Here is an 18,542-nt window from a genome sequence, read left to right on the forward strand (position 1 = left end):
CGCATTTGCCGACTCGATGGACGCGCGTCAGGCCGATCCCACAATGGAAAAGATCGTTTAAAACTATCTGACCAAACTTGAGTTTGCCAAAGATAGCCTGACGGTTGAAGTCGGGTGCGGTGCGGGAGCTGTCACGCGCCGCATTGCGGAGAAGGCCAAACCCGCGCGGGTCATTGGTTTCGAGCCGTCTGTAGGCTTTGTGACCGAAGCAAGAGCGCGGGTTGGGGGCCACGACAATGTGGAGTTTGAGGTCGCTGGTGGAGCGTCGCTGCCCCTGGATGATGGCTCAGTTGATAACGTGATAATGCACACAGTGCTTACCCATGTTGCAGACCCGGAACCTCTTTTGACCGAAGCAGGGCGCGTTCTTGTCCCCCTCCTGGCGACGATCCGTTGCCCGTTTCAGGGCCGCTTCGGTCGGACGATAGCGCGACGAGTTCCCTTTGTTGGTCCCGCGCTCAATGGTCATGTAGCCCGCCGCCTCGACCTTGTTCAGCGCCCGCTTGACCGACTTGGCGTGCTTGCCGATGGCCGCGCCGATGGTCTCAAAAGATGGGCGGCTCTCGCCGGTCTCGTGGTCCGCATGGGCCAACGCCAAGTAGAGGGCGACGCGCAGGGCGTTGTCGTCCAACTCGTGGTCGGTGACCATCTCGAGCAGGAATTGCAGCTTGATCTTGCAGAAGGGCAGAAGCTCAGACATCGGCCCCTCCCGCGATTGCGATCACGGGCGCGATCTGGTATCCAGTCTGAGCAATCTTTTCGATTTGGCCGTTGACGCGGGTGCCAGCCCAGTCAGCGGCCTTTCGGTTTCTGAGGAGGCTGAACTCACCAAAAACCGCCTCAAAAGCCGCATAATCCGGACCGACCCTCAACAAGGGTCATAGCTAAACGGGCTAAGTATCTGGAATTATTGGTCGGAGTGAGAGGATTCGAACCTCCGGCCCCTGCCTCCCGAAGACAGTGCTCTACCAGACTGAGCTACACTCCGACCGTGGCGGGTGATCTATACGCGGCTTTGCCGATGCGCAAGAGGATTTTGAGAAGCGATCATCCTAATCTTCCGTCTTTGGATCGGTAACGGACGGGCTAAACAGGTCACGAGACTCTCATGGCAGCGGATCCGTTTTGTACAGACGGATCTTGGTGCCTCCGTGGTCCACGACCGGACCGGGCGCCAGCAAAGGCAGGCGGGTCGCCCGAGCCAAAGCCGGAGCGCTGGTCACAATCCCAACACGCCATCCTCGAAACCGGCTCATCAAAGATTTACCCAAGGCTCCGTAGACAGAGCGCAGACGCTTTTCATCTCCAATTCGCGCCCCGTAGGGAGGGTTCACAATGACCAGCCCGGCGGGTCCCGCAGGGGGTTTGATGTCACTGACGGAAAGCTGTTGAAAACGCGTGTTGGCGTTAACCTGCGCTCTATGGGCGTTGGCTGTTGCGGCTTCGATAGCTCCGGCGTTGCGGTCAGAGCCACAGAAGGTGAGAAAACACTCAGCGACCTCTGACTCGCTGCGCATGTCTTGCCAGCGGTCAGGGTCGAAGCCCGCAAGGTTTTCAAACGCAAAACTGCGGGACCGACCAGGGCGCAGCCCCAGGGCAATCTCGGCGGCTTCGATCACGAAAGTACCCGAACCGCACATCGGGTCCAACACCGGTTCATTGCCGCTAAATCCGCAGTCACGCAGAAACATGGCTGCCATCGTTTCGCGAATTGGCGCTTTGGCAATTGCTTCTTTATGACCACGCTTGTGCAAAAGCTCTCCAGAACTGTCGACGGAAAATGTACAGATGTCCTTTTCGATTCTCAGCAAGATCCTGACATCGGCGTCGGAAGATATCGGAGCGCCCAGAGTTTCGGATATCGCTTGTTCAACTCTCTGCCGTGCGGCACCGGCATGATATATTCTGGATTTGCGGCTGGTGGCCTCGACTTTGACCGGAACACCGGAGCGCAGGAACTCGCCCCACGGGAATTTGCGCGCACGTTTGTCCAATTGGGCTAAATGCACGGCAGGAAAACTGCCCAGACGAACCAGAACCTTGTTTGCACCGCGTAAGGTCAGGTTGGCGCGCCAGACCTCGGACCACGAACCACGGCAAATGACACCCCCTGGAATCGTCTTGACCTGAGCGAACCCGTAGGACTGCGCCTCGGCACAGAGGGGGGCTTCAAGGCCCGGGGTGGCAATCAGAAAGATTTCGAAGTCTGTGTCTTTTTTCATTCCGGTTGCTTACACTGGAAGTTCAGCGGGCGCGACACGCAATTTTGACCCGAATTTTTGGCCATCTTGAGGGAAAACTCCAAGATTTTGCAGTTTGATCTTAACTTTCGGCGGTAACAGGTTTGCGTTTGCGGGCATCCGCGCGTAAAGGGTCCGTGATCAGAAATACGCCTGCGGAATTTGGACCCGTTTCGACGCTTTTGCGATGGGCACCGGAAAAAACCGCGTTATTGCATGACCCCTAAAGGGTGTCGGCAGGGCTGGCGCAGGAAAGAGGCTTGGAAGAACGTAGCGGTATGCAAACTTTCAAACTTAAAAAAGGGTTGGACCTGCCAGTGGAAGGCGCTCCCGACCAAACCATTCATCCGGGTCCGGAATACTCGACCGTTGGTGTTCTGGGTGGGGACTACATTGGCCTGAAGCCAAAGATGCTGGTGCAGGAAGGTGATAGTGTCGAGCGGGGTACGCCGCTCTTTTGTCACAAAGATGCGCCTGACGCGATGATGGTCGCACCGGTGACTGGCAAGATTGTTGCCATCAACCGGGGTGCCCGCAGGGTGTTGCAGAGCGTCGTCATCGAAGTGTCCGACACCAATGACACGGGCTTGGATTTTTCGAGCGTGGGCGATGCGCATAGCGCCGAAGGCGTGACTGCAAAACTGTGCACCGCGGGTCTATGGACTTCATTCCGCACGCGGCCTTATTCGAAAATGCCGGAACCCGGTGCCAAACCGAACGCGATTTTCGTGACAGCCATGGACAGTGACCCATTGGCGGCTGATGCCGCCACGATCATTGCCGAGGCACCCGAGGCCTTTGCCGCTGGGTTGGCGGCAGTCAGCAAGCTAACCGAAGGCAAGACTTATATTTGCCAGAAACAAGGTGACACGATCCCCGGCGCGGATGTCGCCGGTGTCGAGGCCGTGGCGTTTTCCGGTCCACATCCATCGGGCCTGGCAGGAACGCATATTCACTTCCTCGAACCGATTTCGGGGGAAAAGCAAGTCTGGACTATCGGTTATCAGGACACCATCGCGATTGGCCGCCTGATGCAGACCGGGCGTCTGGATCCGAGTGTTGTGATCGCCTTGACCGGGCCCGGTGCGCGTCAGCCGCGTTTGATCCGCACCGTGATGGGCGCGTCCACGGACGACTTGACACGAGGTGAGGTAAGTGTGGACGGAACGCCCCGCATTATCTCGGGTTCGATCCTGTCGGGTCAACATGCCGACGGACCGACCGCATATCTGGGGCGGTTTGCCCGTCAAATCTGTATCATCCGAGAGGATCACGATCAGATTCCGATGGGTTGGATCCGACCAATGCCTTCCAAGTATTCCGTCCAGCCAGTATTGGGCTCGGCCTTTTCCAGAAAACTCTATGCTTTCACGTCCAACCTGAACGGTGGCCGCCGCGCGATGGTGCCGACAGGCGTGTTCGAAGAGCTGATGCCGCAGGATTACCTGCCCACACAATTGCTTCGGGCGTTGCTGGTGATGGATACGGATACGGCTCAGGCACTGGGAGCGCTTGAGCTGGACGAAGAGGATCTGGGCCTTGTGGGCTTTGCCTGTCCGGCGAAATATGAATACGGGCTGGCGCTGCGCGACTGCCTGAAAAAGATTGAAAAGGAGGGCTGATCCGAATGGGATTGCGTAACTTCTTTGACCGGATCGAGCCGAACTTTACCAAGGGCGGCAAGTACGAGAAGCTTTTTCCGATCTACGAGATGGTGGAAAGCTTCATCTACACTCCGAAAACCGTAACCACCGTTGCTCCTCATGCGCGGTCTTACGTGGATATGAAGCGCATCATGACATATGTCGTGATTGCCACTATTCCTTGCATCCTGTGGGGAATGTGGAACACCGGTTATCAGGCAAATTCGGCCATTGCCGCGCTTGGCCCAGAGTCTGCAACTGGTTGGCGGATTGCAATTCTTCAGGTTCTTGGCATCTCGTTGAATCCGGACAGTATTTTTGCCAATGTCATGCACGGGCTTATGTACTTCCTGCCGATCTATATTGTCACGTTGGTGGCAGGCGGTATTTTCGAAGTCATTTTCGCAACCGTCCGCGGGCATGAGGTGAATGAAGGCTTTCTTGTCACTTCGATGCTTTACGCCCTGATCATGCCTGCAACCACGCCTCTGTGGCAGGTTGCCCTGGGTATTATCTTTGGTGTTGTCATCGGCAAAGAGGTATTCGGCGGCACTGGTAAGAACTTCCTCAACCCTGCCTTGGTGGGGCGGGCGTTTTTGTATTTCGCCTATCCCGCGCAGATGTCGGGCGATGCAGTCTGGACCCCGGTTGACGGTTTTTCCGGGGCGACGGCTCTGGCTGTGTCGGCTGCCGAAGGCTACCAGGCACTGGCCGCTGACGGTATCACCTGGTGGAGCGCGTTTTACGGCACCATTCAGGGCAGTATCGGGGAAACCTCGACTCTGGCCTGCCTGATCGGTCTGGCCTTCCTGCTGATCACCAAGATTGCCAACTATCGGCTGATTTTGGGATGTCTGGCGGGCACAATTGCGTTCACCTGGCTGTTGAACCTGATCGGGTCCGAGACGAACCCGATGTTCGCAATGCCATGGTACTGGCATGTCGTGTTGGGCGGTTACGCCTTTGGTCTGGCTTTCATGGTGACCGAGCCGGTCTCGGCAAGCCACACCAATGTCGGGCGCTATATCTATGGTGCACTGATTGGTGTCATGGTTGTGTTAATTCGTGTGATCAACCCAGCCTTCCCCGAAGGTATGATGCTGGCCATTCTGTTCGGCAACGTCTTTGCACCGCTGATCGACTATTTTGTCGTTCAGGCCAACATCAAACGGAGGGCGCGTCGCCATGTCTGATACGCAATCCCCTGAACGCAAGGGCGCGATTGCCCGGTTTCTGGCGGCCTCGCCGGATTCGGTTGGCAAAACGATCTTCATCGCTGTTGCGGTTTGTCTCGTTGCCTCGATGATCGTGTCGGCCGCGGCAGTCAGCCTGCGCCCGGTGCAGGAGGCCAACAAGCTGAAGGACAAGCAGGTCAACATTCTGCAGGTGGCGGGGGTGTATGAACCCGGCATTGATGTCAGCCAGGCCTTTGCCGCGTTCGAGCCGCATGTTCTGGATCTGGCGACGGGCGAATTTGCGGACGATCAGTTCGACCCAGCCACCTTTGACGATCTGGCCGCTGCCGGTGATCCGGAATTAAGTGTTGCCCTTGACGATGACCCCGCAGGCATTGGTCGCAAGGCAAAGTATCGGGTCATCTATCTGCTGCGCGACGACAGCGGAGCGTTGGACAAGGTGATCCTGCCGCTGCATGGCTATGGGTTGTGGTCCACGCTTTATGGCTTCATCGCGCTGGAAAAGAACGGCAACGACATTTTCGGCCTGCAATTCTATCAGCATGGTGAAACGCCTGGTCTGGGTGCCGAGGTGGACAACCCGCGTTGGAAGGCGTTGTGGAACGGCAAGAAACTGCATGATGACGCGGGCGCCTTGCAGATCACCGTCGCCAAGTCACAACCAGCGGCCGGGCCCGAGTTTTTCGTAGATGCGCTGGCGGGCGCGACCCTGACATCGCGCGGGGTCGACAACCTTGTGAAATTCTGGATGGGCGATGCGGGTTACGCGCCGTTCCTGGCCAAGTTGCAAGCAGGAGAGATCTGATGTCGCAGACCAAGAAAGAGCTGCTGGTCGACCCCCTTGTCGACAACAACCCGATCACCTTGCAGGTGCTGGGAATCTGTTCGGCACTGGCTGTAACCTCATCACTGCAAGTGGCCTTTGTCATGGCCATAGCGGTGACGTCGGTGACGGCGTTTTCGTCGATGTTCATCTCGATGCTGCGCAACCAGATCCCGGGCTCGATCCGGATCATCGTGCAGATGGTGATCATCGCCTCGCTCGTGATTCTGGTGGATCAGATACTCAAGGCTTATGCCTTTCAGATTTCCAAGACGCTGTCGGTGTTTGTCGGCCTGATCATCACCAACTGCATCGTAATGGGCCGTGCCGAAGCATTCGCCATGAAGAACCCCCCGGTGGCCTCGTTCATCGACGGTTTGGGTAACGGCATGGGTTATGGCCTGATCCTGATGCTGGTGGGCATCATCCGGGAGTTGTTTGGATCGGGCAGCCTGTTCGGCGTGACAATCCTGCAAACGGTCAACAATGGCGGTTGGTACGTGCCCAACGGCCTGTTGCTGCTGCCACCTTCGGCGTTCTTCGTGATCGGCCTGCTGATCTGGGCTTTCCGCACGTGGAAGCCGAACCAGGTTGAAGAACGTGAATACAAAATCCAGCAGGTAGAGGCGCACTGATGGAAGGGCTTATCTCTCTGGCCGTGAAGGCCGTCTTTATCGAAAACCTTGCGCTCAGCTTTTTCCTTGGCATGTGTACCTTCATCGCCGTGTCGAAAAAGATTTCGACTGCCATCGGGCTGGGAATATCAGTCATGGTGGTGCAGGCCATCACCGTGCCCGCCAACAACCTGTTGTTGTCCTTCCTGCTGAAACCGGGCGCATTGGCATGGGCCGGGTTCCCGGATGTGGATCTGACCTTTCTCGGGCTGATTTCCTATATCGGCGTGATCGCAGCGATGGTTCAGATCCTCGAAATGATTCTCGATAAGTATTTCCCGCCGCTCTACAACGCGCTGGGGATCTTCCTGCCTTTGATCACTGTGAACTGTGCCATTCTGGGTGGTTCGCTGTTCATGGTCGAACGCGACTATAATTTTGCCGAGGCGACCACCTATGGCATCTCATCCGGTTTCGGCTGGGCGCTGGCAATCACTGCGATGGCAGGCGTGCGCGAAAAGCTGAAATACTCGGATGTGCCGGACGGGCTTCAGGGGCTGGGCATCACCTTTATCACTGCCGGGCTGATGGCGATGGCCTTTATGTCCTTCTCGGGCGTGAAACTGTAAGGGGGGCGTGAGAATGGAAACCTTTTCGCTCGGCGTTGTCCTGTTCACCCTGATCGTTCTGGCGCTGGTGGCCATCATTATGGCTGCACGTTCCAAGCTGGTGTCGACCGGCAACGTCAACATCACCATCAACGGTGAAAAGACTATCTCGGTTCCGGCTGGTGGCAAACTGCTGCAAACATTGGCGGCCGAAAAACTGTTTGTTCCGTCAGCCTGCGGTGGTGGTGGTACCTGTGCCCAGTGCCGCGTGAAAGTGCATTCGGGTGGCGGTTCGATCCTGCCGACCGAAGAAAGCCATATCACAAAGCGCGAAGCCTCCTGTGGCGACCGTCTGTCCTGTCAGGTGGCGGTCAAGCAGGACATGGAAATCGAAGTTCCAGAAGAGGTCTTCGGCGTCAAGAAATGGGAATGCACCGTTCGCTCGAACGAGAATGTCGCGACCTTTATCAAGGCCCTTACCCTAGACCTGCCCGAAGGTGAGGACGTGAATTTCCGCGCCGGTGGCTACATCCAGATCGAAGCGCCTGCTCATCAGTTGAAATACACTGATTTCGACGTGCAGGAAGAATATCGCGAGGATTGGGATCGCTTCAATCTGTGGCAATACGAGTCGGTTGTGAACGAACCTATCGAGCGCGCCTATTCGATGGCCAACTATCCGGATGAAAAGGGCATGATCATGCTTAACGTCCGGGTTGCTTCACCGCCTCCGGGCTCAGAAGGAATTCCGGCGGGACAGATGTCGTCCTACATCTTTAACCTGAAGCCGGGCGACAAAGTCACAATCTCGGGTCCATTTGGCGAGTTTTTCGCACGTGAAACCAAGAAGGAAATGGTCTTCATCGGTGGTGGCGCCGGTATGGCACCGATGCGCAGCCACATCTTTGACCAGCTCAAACGCCTTGAGAACCGCGACCGCAAGATCAGTTTCTGGTACGGTGCGCGGTCCAAGAAAGAGATGTTCTTTGTCGAGGATTTCGACCAACTGGCGGAAGAGTTCGACAATTTTGAATGGCATGTCGCTCTGTCGGATGCCCAGCCCGAGGATGAGTGGAAAGGCTATACCGGCTTCATCCACAACGTTCTGTTCGACGAATACCTCAAGAACCACCCGGCACCCGAGGATTGTGAATACTACATGTGTGGGCCGCCAATCATGAACCAGTCGGTTATCAACATGCTGCTGGATCTGGGCGTGGATCGCGAAGACATCATGCTCGACGATTTTGGCGGGTAACTAAAGTAACCGGCGCTGTGTGCGCCGGTTTTTTTTCATTCCGGCGCCAGATCGACCTATTTTCCGTAGTAGTCCCGATACCAGGCGACGAACTGCGCGATACCGTCCTTCAGGTCGGTATGCGGGCGATAATTCGTCAGCCGCTGCAGCAGCCGATTGTCAGCCCAGGTGGCATGAACATCGCCCATCTGCATTGGCATGAAGTTTTTGACCGCTTTCTGGCCAACAGCCTTTTCGATGGCTTCTATGAAATCCATCAGACGCACCTTGTCTCCGTTGCCAATGTTGACGATGCGGTACGGTGCAACGGGCGACAAGCTGTCACCATCTTCGATATCCGCGCGGCTGGTCGGGCGGACCGGCGGAACATCGATCAGCAACCTGATCCCACGCACAAGGTCTTCTACATGCGTGAAGTCGCGATACATGTCGCCATGATTGTAGATGTCGATTGGTCTGCCATCCAGTATCGCAGCGACGAATTTGAAATAGGCCAGATCGGGGCGCCCCCAAGTGCCGTAAACGGTAAAAAACCGAAACATGGTGGTCGGCAAATCCCACAGATGGGCATAGGAATGCCCCATCGCCTCATTCGCCTTTTTGGTGGCGGAGTAGATCGTCAGTTGGGTGTCGGCTTTTTCTGTTTCGATGAACGGCATGTCCTCGTTTGCACCGTAGATTGATGAGGTCGACGCCATCAAAAGGTGTTCCACTTTGTGCTGACGCGCGATTTCCATCACATTGAACGTGCCCACAACGTTCGACTCGATATAGCTGCGAGGATATTCAAGGCTGTGCCGCACGCCTGCCTGCGCGGCCAGATGGACGATGACATCGGGCTGAAACTCCTCAGCGACCTGCACAAGACGGTCAAAGTTTTCCAAACGGTCTTCAGTTGCCGTAAATCCCGGGGTTTGAAGCAGTATCTGATGTCGACGCTGTTTCAGGGTCACATCATAATAGTCGGTAATCCCGTCATAGCCATGTACCTGAAACCCTTCTGCCAGAAGCAATTTGGCCAGATGGAATCCGATGAACCCGGCAGAACCTGTAATCAAAACTCGTTTCATAAAACCCTCAGAACTCACTGCAAATTCATCGCTGATCGAAAGGCGTTGATCCTATCATCAGATCAACTGCTTGCGAACATCCTGCGGGCCATATCGGACAATCTAAGGCTCGTGGTCAACACTTTGCCTACTCAAACAGTTGTTGATTGCGACCACTACGCAGGGCAGGTAGGGATCAAATGCCATGATAAAAGACTGGATCAGACGGCGGTTCCAATCCGCGGCGAAGGAAAGCACCAATGCGATGCTATGCGACGTGGCACCCGCGGAAAAGGTGACAGCTGTCGGTGATATTCACGGCCGTCTTGATTTGCTTCAGGCGGTTTTGCCACGACTCGACGATCAAAGCCCGCTGGTCTTTCTGGGCGATTACATCGATCGGGGGGCATACAGCGCGCAGGTACTGCGGCATTTGCATCACCTGAGTGAGGCGTCAGACGGGCGGGTTCAATGCCTGCTTGGCAATCACGAAGAGATGCTGCTGCAGTTTGTAAACGACCCGGAACGATACGCCAGGCTTTGGTTTCATAACGGCGGAGCGGAAACTTTGGCATCTTTCGGTCTCGAATGTCCCGACGAGTTGGACAGTGGCAAGCATCTGCCTGAACTGGCAGAGCGTCTGCGGCACAAGATGGGCGACAGCTTGCTGGACTGGCTTGAAAATCTGCCGCTGACCTGGACCAGCGGCAACGTCACCTTTGTCCACGCGGCACTTGATCCGCGGCAATCCATTCAATCCCAGGATCGCCAGATCTGTCTTTGGGGTCATCCGATGTTTCCACGGCTTGCACGCAGCGACGCGCAATGGGTTGTTCACGGTCATACTATTGTAAGCCACCCCCAGATTAGAAACCGGGTTGTGTCGATCGATACAGGTGCCTTTGCCTCAGGCAGATTAACTGCCGCTGAAATAAACGGCGGCAGTGTCAGGTTTTTTTCAACCGGTTGAAACTATCCTACGATCATCTGCTTCATGCGAAGCGCTTCATACTCCAATTCCCTCAGACGGAAATGCACCACGTCACCGATAGTGATGACACCGCACAAATTGCCATCACGCAGAACCGGCATATGGCGGAAACGCCCTTCGGTCATGGTTTTCAGCACGTCATTCAGCGTATCCTCGGGCGTACAGGCCTTTACATCCCTGGTCATCAGGTCTTCGACCGACTGTGGCAGGGTCTGTCCGGGCGTATCGGCCATGCGACGCACGATGTCGCGTTCCGACAAGATCCCTTGCAATGCCCCGTTCTGATCTGTCACCAGAACAGCGCCAATCCGCTTTTCCTTGAGCGTGTTCACCACCGAATGGATGGTATCATTAGGCCGCACCGAAAACACCGCATCCCCTTTACCCTCAAGCAACTTGGCCACGGTCGTCTGCGAATGCGACAGGTTTGATTCCGCTGATTGGCTGTAGGTTGTCTTGTCAGCCTTGTCACCGCGCGACGGCGACTGGTAAGAGGTTGGAGCCATGGGCAATCTCCTTTTGGTTCTTGCAAAGTCTTTCCCTTTCACCTTAGCGCAGCTAAACGACCTGTATAGGGTACAATTGCACGAGTTGGCCGAACGCAGGTCAGCAAAGGGAGCTTAAGCCTTTGAATGAACTCTATCTTACGCCCCCGGTTGCCGCGCTGATCTTCTTTGCGGCTGTCGTGTGCGGTCACAACTTTCGCATGGCGTGGAAGCAACAGCAGCCCGGGTGGCGCAAACGCGCGTGGTTGTTTGGTATTCCGGCCGGAACTGGTCTTTTGCTGTTGGGTTTCCTTCCGCTGAAACTGTAATGCCAATTTGACTCTGGCTGGGACCGCTGGCATATGCCGGGCACAGAATGTCCCGGAGATAGCCCAATGCGTCTTTTACCCGTGCTGGCCTTTTTCACCCTTCTTTCAGGCTGTCTTTTTGACAAGGAACCCGAAGTGGTCCGTCTGTCTGGTGAGACAATGGGCACGACCTACAAAATCACCGCAATTGGCGAAGACCTTGACGAAGACGCACTGGCTTCTGCTGTCAGTGAAAAGCTGGCAGCCGTGAATGCCAAGATGTCCAACTGGGATCCGAACTCCGAGGTTTCCGTTTTTTCCGCGTCGTCCAGCACAGATCCAATGCCTATTTCCGACGAATTTGCGCTGGTTCTTTCGGCGGCGAACGAAGTGCACGCAAAATCCGGTGGCATTTTCGACGTAACCCTCGGCCCTTTGATCGAACTTTGGGGTTTTGGCCCACGCAAACCCGAGGACCCGGTGCCATCGGATGCCGATATCAACACCGCGCTGAGCGGTGTAGGTCAGGGCCGCCTGCTGAAGCTCGATACAGATGCTGGCACGCTTGCCAAGTCAAACGCCAGTGTGGGCATTAACCTTTCGGCGATTGCAAAAGGTTATGGAATTGACGCTGTTGCGGAAACCTTGCAGGCCGCTGGCATCGAAAACTATCTGGTTGAAATCGGCGGCGATCTTGTGACCAAGGGTAAGAATGACAAGGGCGAAGCGTGGCTCATTGGCATCGAAAAACCTGAAACGGGTTCGCAAACTATCCAGTTGATCGTTTCTCTGGATGACAGGGGTATGGCCAGCTCGGGCGATTACAGGAACTTCTTTGAAAAAGATGGTGTGCGCTATTCGCATATCATCGATCCGACAACAGGCCGCCCGATCACGCACCGCACCACTTCGGTCACCGTGCTGGCCGAAAACGCGATGATGGCCGATGCCTGGGCAACAGCCATGCTGGCCTTGGGTCAGGAAAAAGGTCTTGCTTTGGCGGAGAAACATAAACTTGCCGTGTATTTCATCTCGCGGGATGTGACAGGCGGCGAAGATGCCTATATCACTGCCCATAGTGCGGGGTTCAAAGACGCGCTGGGATCGAACTGACTGTTGGAGCTGAGATGAGTACCTTTATTCTGGCCTTCATTCTTCTCGCTCTCGTCATGGTGGGCATGTCATTGGGTGTCATGCTGATGGGAAAGACCATCAAAGGCAGCTGCGGTGGTCTAAACGCGATCTCGGGCGCTGACAAATGCGTTGTCTGCCAAAAAGACATCGACCCCGACAGCCCACTGCGCGACAAGCTGCAATGTAAACGCGCCAAGAAGATGCTGGAACAAATGGACCGTCAGGCCTGACGCAGGTTTTGCTTCGTTCTGCGGATAGAAGGGGCTAACTAGGCCCTCGTGACTTTTGGGGAAGGGCGTCAACTTGGCCAAGGCAAACAACATCCTGTTCATCATGTTCGACCAGCTGCGCTGGGATTATCTGAGCTGTTACGGCCATCCACATCTGCATACTCCAAATATCGATCGTCTGGCTGCCAAAGGCGTGCGCTTCAACCGCGCCTATATCCAATCACCGATCTGCGGCAGCTCTCGCATGTCCACCTACACAGGGCGCTATGTGCATTCTCACGGCGCGTCGTGGAACGGAATTCCGTTGAAAGTCGGCGAGATAACGATGGGTGATCACCTGCGGAAGGCGGGGATGGATTGCTGGCTGGTCGGCAAAACCCATATGCGTGCAGACGCCGAAGGGATGGCCCGGCTTGGTCTGGAACCTGACAGCTTGATAGGTGCGCGCGTCGCCGAATGTGGGTTTGACGTATATGAAAGGGATGACGGTATGCTGCCCGAAGGTCCGGATGGGTATTATGACCCGGACGGGGCAAAGGAATACAACAAGTTCCTGAAAGCAAAGGGGTATGAGAGTGACAATCCCTGGCATGACTTTGCCAATTCCGGACTGGATGCGGATGGCAACGTTCTGTCTGGCTGGTTTCTGAAGAATTCACCCGAAGCCGCGAATATTGCCGAGGAAGACAGCGAAACGCCCTATCTGACCGGGCGCGGGATCGAGTTCATGGAAACGCATGATGGCCCGTGGTGCTGCCATCTGAGCTTTATCAAGCCGCATTGGCCGTACATCGTACCGGACCCATACGCCTCGATGTATGGGCCGGAACATGTGTTGCCTGTGGTGCGATCCGAGGCGGAACGTCAGAATGCGCATCCCGTGCTCAAAGCCTTCATGGACACAAAGATCGGCCAGACCTTTTCGCGGCAGGATGTGCGTGAGGCGGTTATCCCAGCCTATATGGGGCTGATCAAGCAAGCCGATGACCAGATGGGCCGCCTGTTGGATTGGTTGGAGAGAGCCGGGCGGATGGAAAACACGATGATCGTGTTGACATCAGACCACGGTGATTTTCTGGGCGATCACTGGATGGGGGAAAAGACCTTTTTCCACGACGCCTCAACCAGAGTGCCGTTGATCATTTATGACCCGTCGCCCGAGGCGAACGCGACACGTGGCACAGTCAGCGATGCGCTTGTAGAATCCATCGACCTTGCACCGACCTTTGTCGATGCGGCTGGTGGGGAAGTGGCGACGCATATTCTGGAAGGTCACTCCCTGCTGCCCATCCTTTATGGGGAGGTGGACACGTTGCAACGCGATGTGGTGATCTGCGAATATGACTACTCGGCTTCGCCAATCGCAAATGTTTTGGACATGTCCGTCCGCGATGCGGTGATGTTCATGGTCGCAAGCAAGAAATGGAAACTGATCCATTGTGAAGGTGGGTACCGGCCAATCCTGTTCGATTTGGAGAATGACCCTGATGAGTTGAACGATCTGGGTGACAGCGCCGAACATGCCGGTGTAATCGCCGAAATGTACGAGCACCTGTTCGCCTGGACGCGGCGGGCGTCACAGCGCACGACCCGGTCCGAGCAGCAATTGATTGAAATGCGCACCAAAAGCCGGGGCAGGGGTGTTGTTCTGGGCGTTTATGATGAAAACGATGCACCACTGGATCTGACAGTCAAATACCGCAATCGCAAGGTGCGCCCTTTCCAAAGCTATCTGAAGGACTAACACCTCTGTGTTGGTTATAATTGTACATCATTGCAAAAGGCGGTTCACCCGTCGAAGTCCAAAGGATAGAAGGTGACCCAAGAGCAGCAAATGGAGTACATCAATGGCCACCCCCAAACCTGTAGTCCTGTGCATTCTTGATGGTTGGGGCCTGTCCGAGGACACAAAAGCCAACGCACCCTATCTGGCAAACACGCCGACGTTTGACGCGATCATGTCTGAGTGCCCGCATTCAACCCTGATCACCCACGGCCCCGATGTGGGTCTGCCTAGCGGGCAGATGGGCAACTCAGAGGTCGGGCACACCAATATCGGTGCAGGGCGTGTGGTCGCCATGGATCTGGGCCAGATCGACCTTTCCATTGAAGACGGGACATTCTTTGAAAACGAAGCTCTGCAAGCTTTCATCGCCAGTGTTAAGTCCGTTGGCGGTACTGCGCATCTGATGGGGTTGATCTCGGATGGAGGCGTGCATGGTCATCTGAACCATATCCTTGCCGCAGCCACTGCCATAACGGATGCCGGTGTCCCGGTTGCACTGCACGCAGTGACGGACGGGCGTGATGTCGCGCCAAGGTCAGCTCTGACTTACATCGCTGAGCTGGAAGAACGCCTGCCCGAAAACGTACGCATCGTCACCGTGAGCGGGCGGTACTTTGCCATGGATCGCGACAATCGCTGGGAGCGTGTCAGTGAAGCATATGGTGCAATGGTCAACGGGCAGGGCCGAACAGCCAGCAGCGCCCATGGCGCGGTTGATCACGCCTATAACCAGTCCGAATCTGACGAGTTTGTCACACCAACCGTATTGACGGGATATGACGGTATTCACGATGGCGACGGTTTCTTTTGCCTGAACTTCCGCGCTGACCGTGCACGTGAAATCCTGCGCGCCATCGGAGAGCCCGGATTTTCCGAGTTCGCGACAGGACCGCGCCCGAAGCTTTCAGCACTGCTGGGCATGGTCGAGTACTCTGACGGGCATAATGCTTACATGACCACGGTTTTTCCAAAGCGCGCGCTTGTAAATACGTTGGGCGAGTGGGTCGCCAAGCAAGGGCTCCGTCAGTTTCGACTGGCGGAAACCGAGAAGTACCCGCATGTTACGTTCTTTTTGAATGGCGGTAAGGAGACGCCCGAACGAGGTGAGGACCGCTTTATGCCGAGCTCGCCGAAAGTGGCAACCTACGATCTACAGCCCGAAATGTCATCCGCAGAGGTTACGGCGAAGTTTATCGAAGCCATCGAAGGCGGGTATGACCTGATTGTTACAAATTATGCCAACCCCGATATGGTTGGTCATACAGGTGATCTGAATGCCGCAATCAAAGCATGTGAAGCCGTCGATCATGGGTTGGCTCAAGTCATTACGGCTCTTGAAAAGGTCAAGGGGGCGATGATTATCACGGCCGATCACGGCAATTGCGAAGTCATGGTTGATCCTGTGACCGGTGGTCCGCATACGGCCCATACGCTTAATCCTGTTCCCATAGCGCTGGTTGGCGGGCCAGAAGGTGCTGTATTGCGCCAAGGACGTTTGTCCGATCTCGCCCCGACCCTGCTTGAACTGATGGGTTTGCCTAAACCCATGGAAATGACCGGGGAAAGCCTGCTGTCATGAAACCGGCTGCTCTGGCAGTGTGTCTGTTTTTGGCCTTGCCGGCGCTGGCCCAGCCAGACGCTTCCAAGGCTGCTTTGGATGCAGCGCAGATGCTCGAACAGGCGTCCATCGCGTTATCCGAAGCCGAAAGTGCCCGGGACCGGGTCAATGCTCTTACGGAGACGATCCATGCCTATGAGGCCGGGTTGGGTGCGATGCGGGTGGGATTGCGCCAAGCGGCTACCCGCGAGGCGCAACTGAGTGCCGACTTGCGGACGCGCGAAAAGGAAATCCGGCGATTGCTCGGTGTTCTGCAAACCATTGAAACGACTGAACCACCCGTTTTGATGTTACATCCCGCCGGCCCGTTGGGGGCTGCCCGCGCGGGTATTATGCTGTCCGAGGTCACCCCCGGCCTGAACGCCAGCGCGCAGGAACTGGCGCAGGACCTAAATGAAGTGCAGACATTGCGTGTCTTGCAGCAAAAGGCCTCGGAAACTTTGACAGAGGGTCTGACGGGCGTTCAGGCGGCCCGCACCCGTCTGAGCGAGGCAATCGCCGACCGCACGGATTTGCCCCGCCGTTTCGTGGAAGACCCGGTACGTACGGCCATTCTGATCTCGTCGACCGAAACACTGGATGGTTTTGCAAGTGGTCTGTCCGAGATCTCGGAGGGAGAGATCCTCGACAGCAATGCCAGCGTCTTGGACAGGAAAGGCCGGATATCAATGCCGGTACAGGGCATCTTGCTGCACAAGGCGGGTGAAACGGACGCCGCTGGTGTCACGCGCCCCGGCCTGATCGTGGGGACACGCCCGCGCGCCTTGGTCACATCGCCAACCGCTGCGACAATTCGCTATCGCGGGCCGCTGCTGGACCTGGGGAACCTGATAATACTTGAACCTCAATCGGGACTTTTGTTCGTATTTTCCGGTTTGCAGGAGGTCTATGGCCGGACCGGTCAGGTGATCCCAGAGGGCACACCAGTTGGTCTGATGCCCGGTGAAATGCCGGAAATCGGCGCAATTTTGTCAACAAGCAGTGATGGCACTGGAACTGACCGCTCAGAAACGCTCTATATAGAGGTAAGAGAAGACAATCGCCCCGTGGACCCGGAATCGTGGTTTCGGACCGACAAGGATGGATAAACGCGTATGAAGAAATTTGTGGTGGCCGGTCTGGCTGGAACTGTGGCAGGAATTCTTGCAACAACTCAGATCGCAGGACCCCTGCTGGCGCAGGAGGCCGAGAACAAGGCAAGCGTCTATGAACAGCTGGATTTGTTCGGCGACATTTTCGAACGTATTCGCGCCCAGTATGTCGAAGAGGTTGAGCCCGAAGAACTGATCGAGGCGGCCATTGACGGCATGTTGACATCGCTTGATCCGCATTCGAGTTATCTTTCTCCTGACGACGCCGAACAGATGCGCGTGCAGACCCGGGGTGAGTTTGGTGGGTTGGGTATCGAAGTCACGCAGGAAGAAGGCTTTGTCAAAGTCGTCTCACCTATTGACGATACCCCCGCCGACGCAGCCGGAATCGAAGCCGGGGATTTCATTACCCATGTGGACGGCGAAAGTATTCTGGGCCTGACGCTGGACAAAGCGGTTGACCTGATGCGCGGCCCGGTCGGATCCGAAATTATCATCACCGTCGTACGCGAGGGTGAGCCTGATCCCTTCGATGTCACTATTATCCGTGATACAATCAAGTTGACCGCTGTGCGCGCACGGACCGAAGGCACCAGTGTCGTGCTGCGTGTAACCACGTTCAACGACCAGACCTTCCCGAACCTGCAGGAAGGATTGCAGGAACAGATTGCCGAAGCGGGTGGCATCGACAAGGTGAACGGTTTTGTTCTGGACCTGCGCAACAACCCAGGCGGCCTGTTGACTCAGGCGATCAAAGTCTCGGATGCGTTCCTGAACGAAGGCGAAATTGTTTCCACGCGCGGCCGCGACCCGAATGAGGGTGAGCGGTTCAACGCCACCCCCGGGGATCTGGCTGAAGGCAAGCCAATTGTGGTGCTGATCAATGGCGGCTCGGCCTCGGCATCCGAGATTGTGGCCGGTGCATTGCAGGATCATCGCCGCGCTATCGTTGTGGGCACCAAGAGCTTTGGCAAAGGATCCGTGCAGACGGTCATGCCGCTGCGCGGCGACGGCGCTATGCGCCTGACCACATCGCGCTATTACACGCCATCAGGACGATCAATCCAGGCTCTTGGCGTCAGCCCGGACATCATTGTTGAACAGCCTCGCCCTGCACCTGCAGAAGAAGAGGAAGAGAGCAACGGGCGTACCCGGTCCGAAGCTGACTTGCGCGGCAGTCTGAACAATGACAGCCTGAGCGAGGATGAAATCCGCCAGATCGAGGAAGATCGTGCAAGGGCCGAAGCAACCGCTGAGCTGAGGAAAGAGGATTATCAACTGGCATATGCCATAGACATCCTCAAAGGCTTGTCAGCGTTCACCCCGCACGGGCCGTCCCAATAACCAAACCAATGGGTCGCGTACCACGCGGCCCTTTTCTTTCTGTCTCGCGAGATTTCATTTCATCATCCAGCAGCGCAATCCGAAGGCGTCGCGCAGAGAGCGCATAACCGAATGGATGATCCGA

Annotated in this window: 18 protein-coding genes, 1 tRNA gene and 1 pseudogene; 15 read left to right on the forward strand and 5 right to left on the reverse strand. The window is 56.1% G+C overall.

Going from position 1 to position 18,542, the window contains the following annotated elements:
- Positions 1-142: 142 nt before the first annotated feature.
- A pseudogene (locus ACR3E2_RS20205) lies at positions 143-316 on the forward strand (methyltransferase domain-containing protein); the annotation flags it as partial.
- Here the strand turns inward: ACR3E2_RS20205 and ACR3E2_RS20210 are convergent.
- From ACR3E2_RS20210 to ACR3E2_RS20220, 3 genes are all read right to left on the reverse strand, one after another.
- Positions 287-700 carry a helix-turn-helix domain-containing protein gene (locus tag ACR3E2_RS20210; RefSeq protein WP_480483682.1) on the reverse strand — a complete coding sequence of 138 codons (414 nt, stop codon included), beginning with the start codon at positions 698-700 and terminating at the stop codon, positions 287-289. The pseudogene ACR3E2_RS20205 and the gene ACR3E2_RS20210 sit on opposite strands and share 30 nt — an antisense overlap.
- 211 nt (positions 701-911) lie before the next feature.
- Positions 912-988, reverse strand: a tRNA-Pro gene (locus tag ACR3E2_RS20215).
- Between the two features lie 118 nt (positions 989-1,106).
- On the reverse strand, positions 1,107-2,222 hold the full coding sequence (locus ACR3E2_RS20220) for a THUMP domain-containing class I SAM-dependent RNA methyltransferase (protein ID WP_480483683.1): 1,116 nt from the start codon (positions 2,220-2,222) through the stop codon (positions 1,107-1,109).
- Positions 2,223-2,518: 296 nt separating this feature from the next.
- Between ACR3E2_RS20220 and ACR3E2_RS20225 the strand changes: the two genes are divergently transcribed.
- Genes ACR3E2_RS20225 through nqrF form a run of 6 tightly spaced genes read left to right on the forward strand, consistent with a single transcriptional unit; the run spans position 2,519 to position 8,382 of the window.
- On the forward strand, positions 2,519-3,862 hold the full coding sequence (locus tag ACR3E2_RS20225; protein WP_480483684.1) for a Na(+)-translocating NADH-quinone reductase subunit A: 1,344 nt from the start codon (positions 2,519-2,521) through the stop codon (positions 3,860-3,862).
- Positions 3,863-3,867: 5 nt separating this feature from the next.
- Positions 3,868-5,076, forward strand: coding sequence for an NADH:ubiquinone reductase (Na(+)-transporting) subunit B (locus tag ACR3E2_RS20230; protein ID WP_480483685.1), 1,209 nt, complete (start codon positions 3,868-3,870; stop codon positions 5,074-5,076).
- Positions 5,069-5,884: a Na(+)-translocating NADH-quinone reductase subunit C gene (locus ACR3E2_RS20235; RefSeq protein ID WP_267365756.1), complete on the forward strand. Its 816-nt coding sequence runs from the start codon at positions 5,069-5,071 to the stop codon at positions 5,882-5,884. The genes ACR3E2_RS20230 and ACR3E2_RS20235 overlap by 8 nt, the downstream gene beginning before the upstream one ends.
- Complete coding sequence (locus tag ACR3E2_RS20240; RefSeq protein ID WP_267365754.1) at positions 5,884-6,537, forward strand: NADH:ubiquinone reductase (Na(+)-transporting) subunit D; 654 nt, start codon at positions 5,884-5,886, stop codon at positions 6,535-6,537. The genes ACR3E2_RS20235 and ACR3E2_RS20240 overlap by 1 nt, the downstream gene beginning before the upstream one ends.
- The gene (gene nqrE, locus ACR3E2_RS20245; RefSeq protein WP_209507136.1) at positions 6,537-7,145 is read left to right on the forward strand and encodes an NADH:ubiquinone reductase (Na(+)-transporting) subunit E; all 609 of its coding nucleotides are present in this window, start codon (positions 6,537-6,539) and stop codon (positions 7,143-7,145) included. The genes ACR3E2_RS20240 and nqrE overlap by 1 nt, the downstream gene beginning before the upstream one ends.
- Before the next feature lie 13 nt (positions 7,146-7,158).
- Complete coding sequence (gene nqrF / locus ACR3E2_RS20250) at positions 7,159-8,382, forward strand: NADH:ubiquinone reductase (Na(+)-transporting) subunit F (RefSeq protein ID WP_480483686.1); 1,224 nt, start codon at positions 7,159-7,161, stop codon at positions 8,380-8,382.
- A gap of 56 nt (positions 8,383-8,438) precedes the next feature.
- On the opposite strand, the gene ACR3E2_RS20255 is transcribed toward nqrF, so the two are convergent.
- Entirely contained in the window at positions 8,439-9,452 is a 1,014-nt protein-coding gene (locus ACR3E2_RS20255) for an NAD-dependent epimerase/dehydratase family protein (RefSeq protein WP_480483687.1), read from the reverse strand.
- Positions 9,453-9,636: 184 nt separating this feature from the next.
- Here ACR3E2_RS20255 and ACR3E2_RS20260 point away from each other — a divergent pair, with 184 nt between their 5' ends.
- Positions 9,637-10,401, forward strand: coding sequence for a metallophosphoesterase family protein (locus tag ACR3E2_RS20260; RefSeq protein ID WP_480483688.1), 765 nt, complete (start codon positions 9,637-9,639; stop codon positions 10,399-10,401).
- Positions 10,402-10,403: 2 nt separating this feature from the next.
- Here ACR3E2_RS20260 and ACR3E2_RS20265 read toward each other — a convergent pair whose 3' ends face one another.
- Complete coding sequence (locus ACR3E2_RS20265; RefSeq protein ID WP_480483689.1) at positions 10,404-10,928, reverse strand: CBS domain-containing protein; 525 nt, start codon at positions 10,926-10,928, stop codon at positions 10,404-10,406.
- A gap of 122 nt (positions 10,929-11,050) precedes the next feature.
- On the opposite strand from ACR3E2_RS20265, the gene ACR3E2_RS20270 reads away from it, so the two are divergent.
- The 7 genes from ACR3E2_RS20270 to ACR3E2_RS20300 all read left to right on the forward strand — a co-directional run bounded on the left by ACR3E2_RS20270 (position 11,051) and on the right by ACR3E2_RS20300 (position 18,418).
- Positions 11,051-11,236 (forward strand): hypothetical protein, encoded by a 186-nt coding sequence (locus tag ACR3E2_RS20270; protein WP_480483690.1) that lies wholly within the window; start codon positions 11,051-11,053, stop codon positions 11,234-11,236.
- Between the two features lie 66 nt (positions 11,237-11,302).
- On the forward strand, positions 11,303-12,328 hold the full coding sequence (locus tag ACR3E2_RS20275) for an FAD:protein FMN transferase (protein ID WP_480483691.1): 1,026 nt from the start codon (positions 11,303-11,305) through the stop codon (positions 12,326-12,328).
- 14 nt (positions 12,329-12,342) lie between these two features.
- Complete coding sequence (gene nqrM / locus ACR3E2_RS20280) at positions 12,343-12,579, forward strand: (Na+)-NQR maturation NqrM (RefSeq protein ID WP_267366293.1); 237 nt, start codon at positions 12,343-12,345, stop codon at positions 12,577-12,579.
- A 73-nt stretch (positions 12,580-12,652) separates the two neighbouring features.
- Complete coding sequence (locus ACR3E2_RS20285; RefSeq protein ID WP_480483692.1) at positions 12,653-14,323, forward strand: sulfatase-like hydrolase/transferase; 1,671 nt, start codon at positions 12,653-12,655, stop codon at positions 14,321-14,323.
- Between the two features lie 103 nt (positions 14,324-14,426).
- Positions 14,427-15,944 carry a 2,3-bisphosphoglycerate-independent phosphoglycerate mutase gene (gpmI, locus tag ACR3E2_RS20290; protein ID WP_480483693.1) on the forward strand — a complete coding sequence of 506 codons (1,518 nt, stop codon included), beginning with the start codon at positions 14,427-14,429 and terminating at the stop codon, positions 15,942-15,944.
- A complete protein-coding gene (locus ACR3E2_RS20295) occupies positions 15,941-17,071 on the forward strand; it encodes a murein hydrolase activator EnvC family protein (protein ID WP_480483694.1) in 1,131 nt (376 codons plus the stop codon). Before gpmI ends, ACR3E2_RS20295 begins: the two co-directional genes overlap by 4 nt.
- 6 nt (positions 17,072-17,077) lie before the next feature.
- Complete coding sequence (locus tag ACR3E2_RS20300) at positions 17,078-18,418, forward strand: S41 family peptidase (protein WP_209507125.1); 1,341 nt, start codon at positions 17,078-17,080, stop codon at positions 18,416-18,418.
- Positions 18,419-18,542 lie beyond the last annotated feature (124 nt).

This window comes from Ruegeria sp. AL7 (assembly GCF_056536105.1).

Bases quoted from the DNA above. Each gene is read 5' to 3' on its own strand.
- ACR3E2_RS20235 (WP_267365756.1), top strand. From the start codon at position 5,069: ATGTCTGATACGCAATCCCCTGAACGCAAGGGCGCGATTGCCCGGTTT.
- gpmI (WP_480483693.1), top strand. From the start codon at position 14,427: ATGGCCACCCCCAAACCTGTAGTCCTGTGCATTCTTGATGGTTGGGGC.
- ACR3E2_RS20240 (WP_267365754.1), top strand. From the start codon at position 5,884: ATGTCGCAGACCAAGAAAGAGCTGCTGGTCGACCCCCTTGTCGACAAC.
- ACR3E2_RS20225 (WP_480483684.1), top strand. From the start codon at position 2,519: ATGCAAACTTTCAAACTTAAAAAAGGGTTGGACCTGCCAGTGGAAGGC.
- ACR3E2_RS20260 (WP_480483688.1), top strand. From the start codon at position 9,637: ATGATAAAAGACTGGATCAGACGGCGGTTCCAATCCGCGGCGAAGGAA.
- ACR3E2_RS20300 (WP_209507125.1), top strand. From the start codon at position 17,078: ATGAAGAAATTTGTGGTGGCCGGTCTGGCTGGAACTGTGGCAGGAATT.
- ACR3E2_RS20210 (WP_480483682.1), bottom strand. From the start codon at position 700: ATGTCTGAGCTTCTGCCCTTCTGCAAGATCAAGCTGCAATTCCTGCTC.
- nqrF (WP_480483686.1), top strand. From the start codon at position 7,159: ATGGAAACCTTTTCGCTCGGCGTTGTCCTGTTCACCCTGATCGTTCTG.
- ACR3E2_RS20275 (WP_480483691.1), top strand. From the start codon at position 11,303: ATGCGTCTTTTACCCGTGCTGGCCTTTTTCACCCTTCTTTCAGGCTGT.
- ACR3E2_RS20255 (WP_480483687.1), bottom strand. From the start codon at position 9,452: ATGAAACGAGTTTTGATTACAGGTTCTGCCGGGTTCATCGGATTCCAT.
- nqrE (WP_209507136.1), top strand. From the start codon at position 6,537: ATGGAAGGGCTTATCTCTCTGGCCGTGAAGGCCGTCTTTATCGAAAAC.
- ACR3E2_RS20295 (WP_480483694.1), top strand. From the start codon at position 15,941: ATGAAACCGGCTGCTCTGGCAGTGTGTCTGTTTTTGGCCTTGCCGGCG.
- nqrM (WP_267366293.1), top strand. From the start codon at position 12,343: ATGAGTACCTTTATTCTGGCCTTCATTCTTCTCGCTCTCGTCATGGTG.
- ACR3E2_RS20220 (WP_480483683.1), bottom strand. From the start codon at position 2,222: ATGAAAAAAGACACAGACTTCGAAATCTTTCTGATTGCCACCCCGGGC.
- ACR3E2_RS20230 (WP_480483685.1), top strand. From the start codon at position 3,868: ATGGGATTGCGTAACTTCTTTGACCGGATCGAGCCGAACTTTACCAAG.
- ACR3E2_RS20265 (WP_480483689.1), bottom strand. From the start codon at position 10,928: ATGGCTCCAACCTCTTACCAGTCGCCGTCGCGCGGTGACAAGGCTGAC.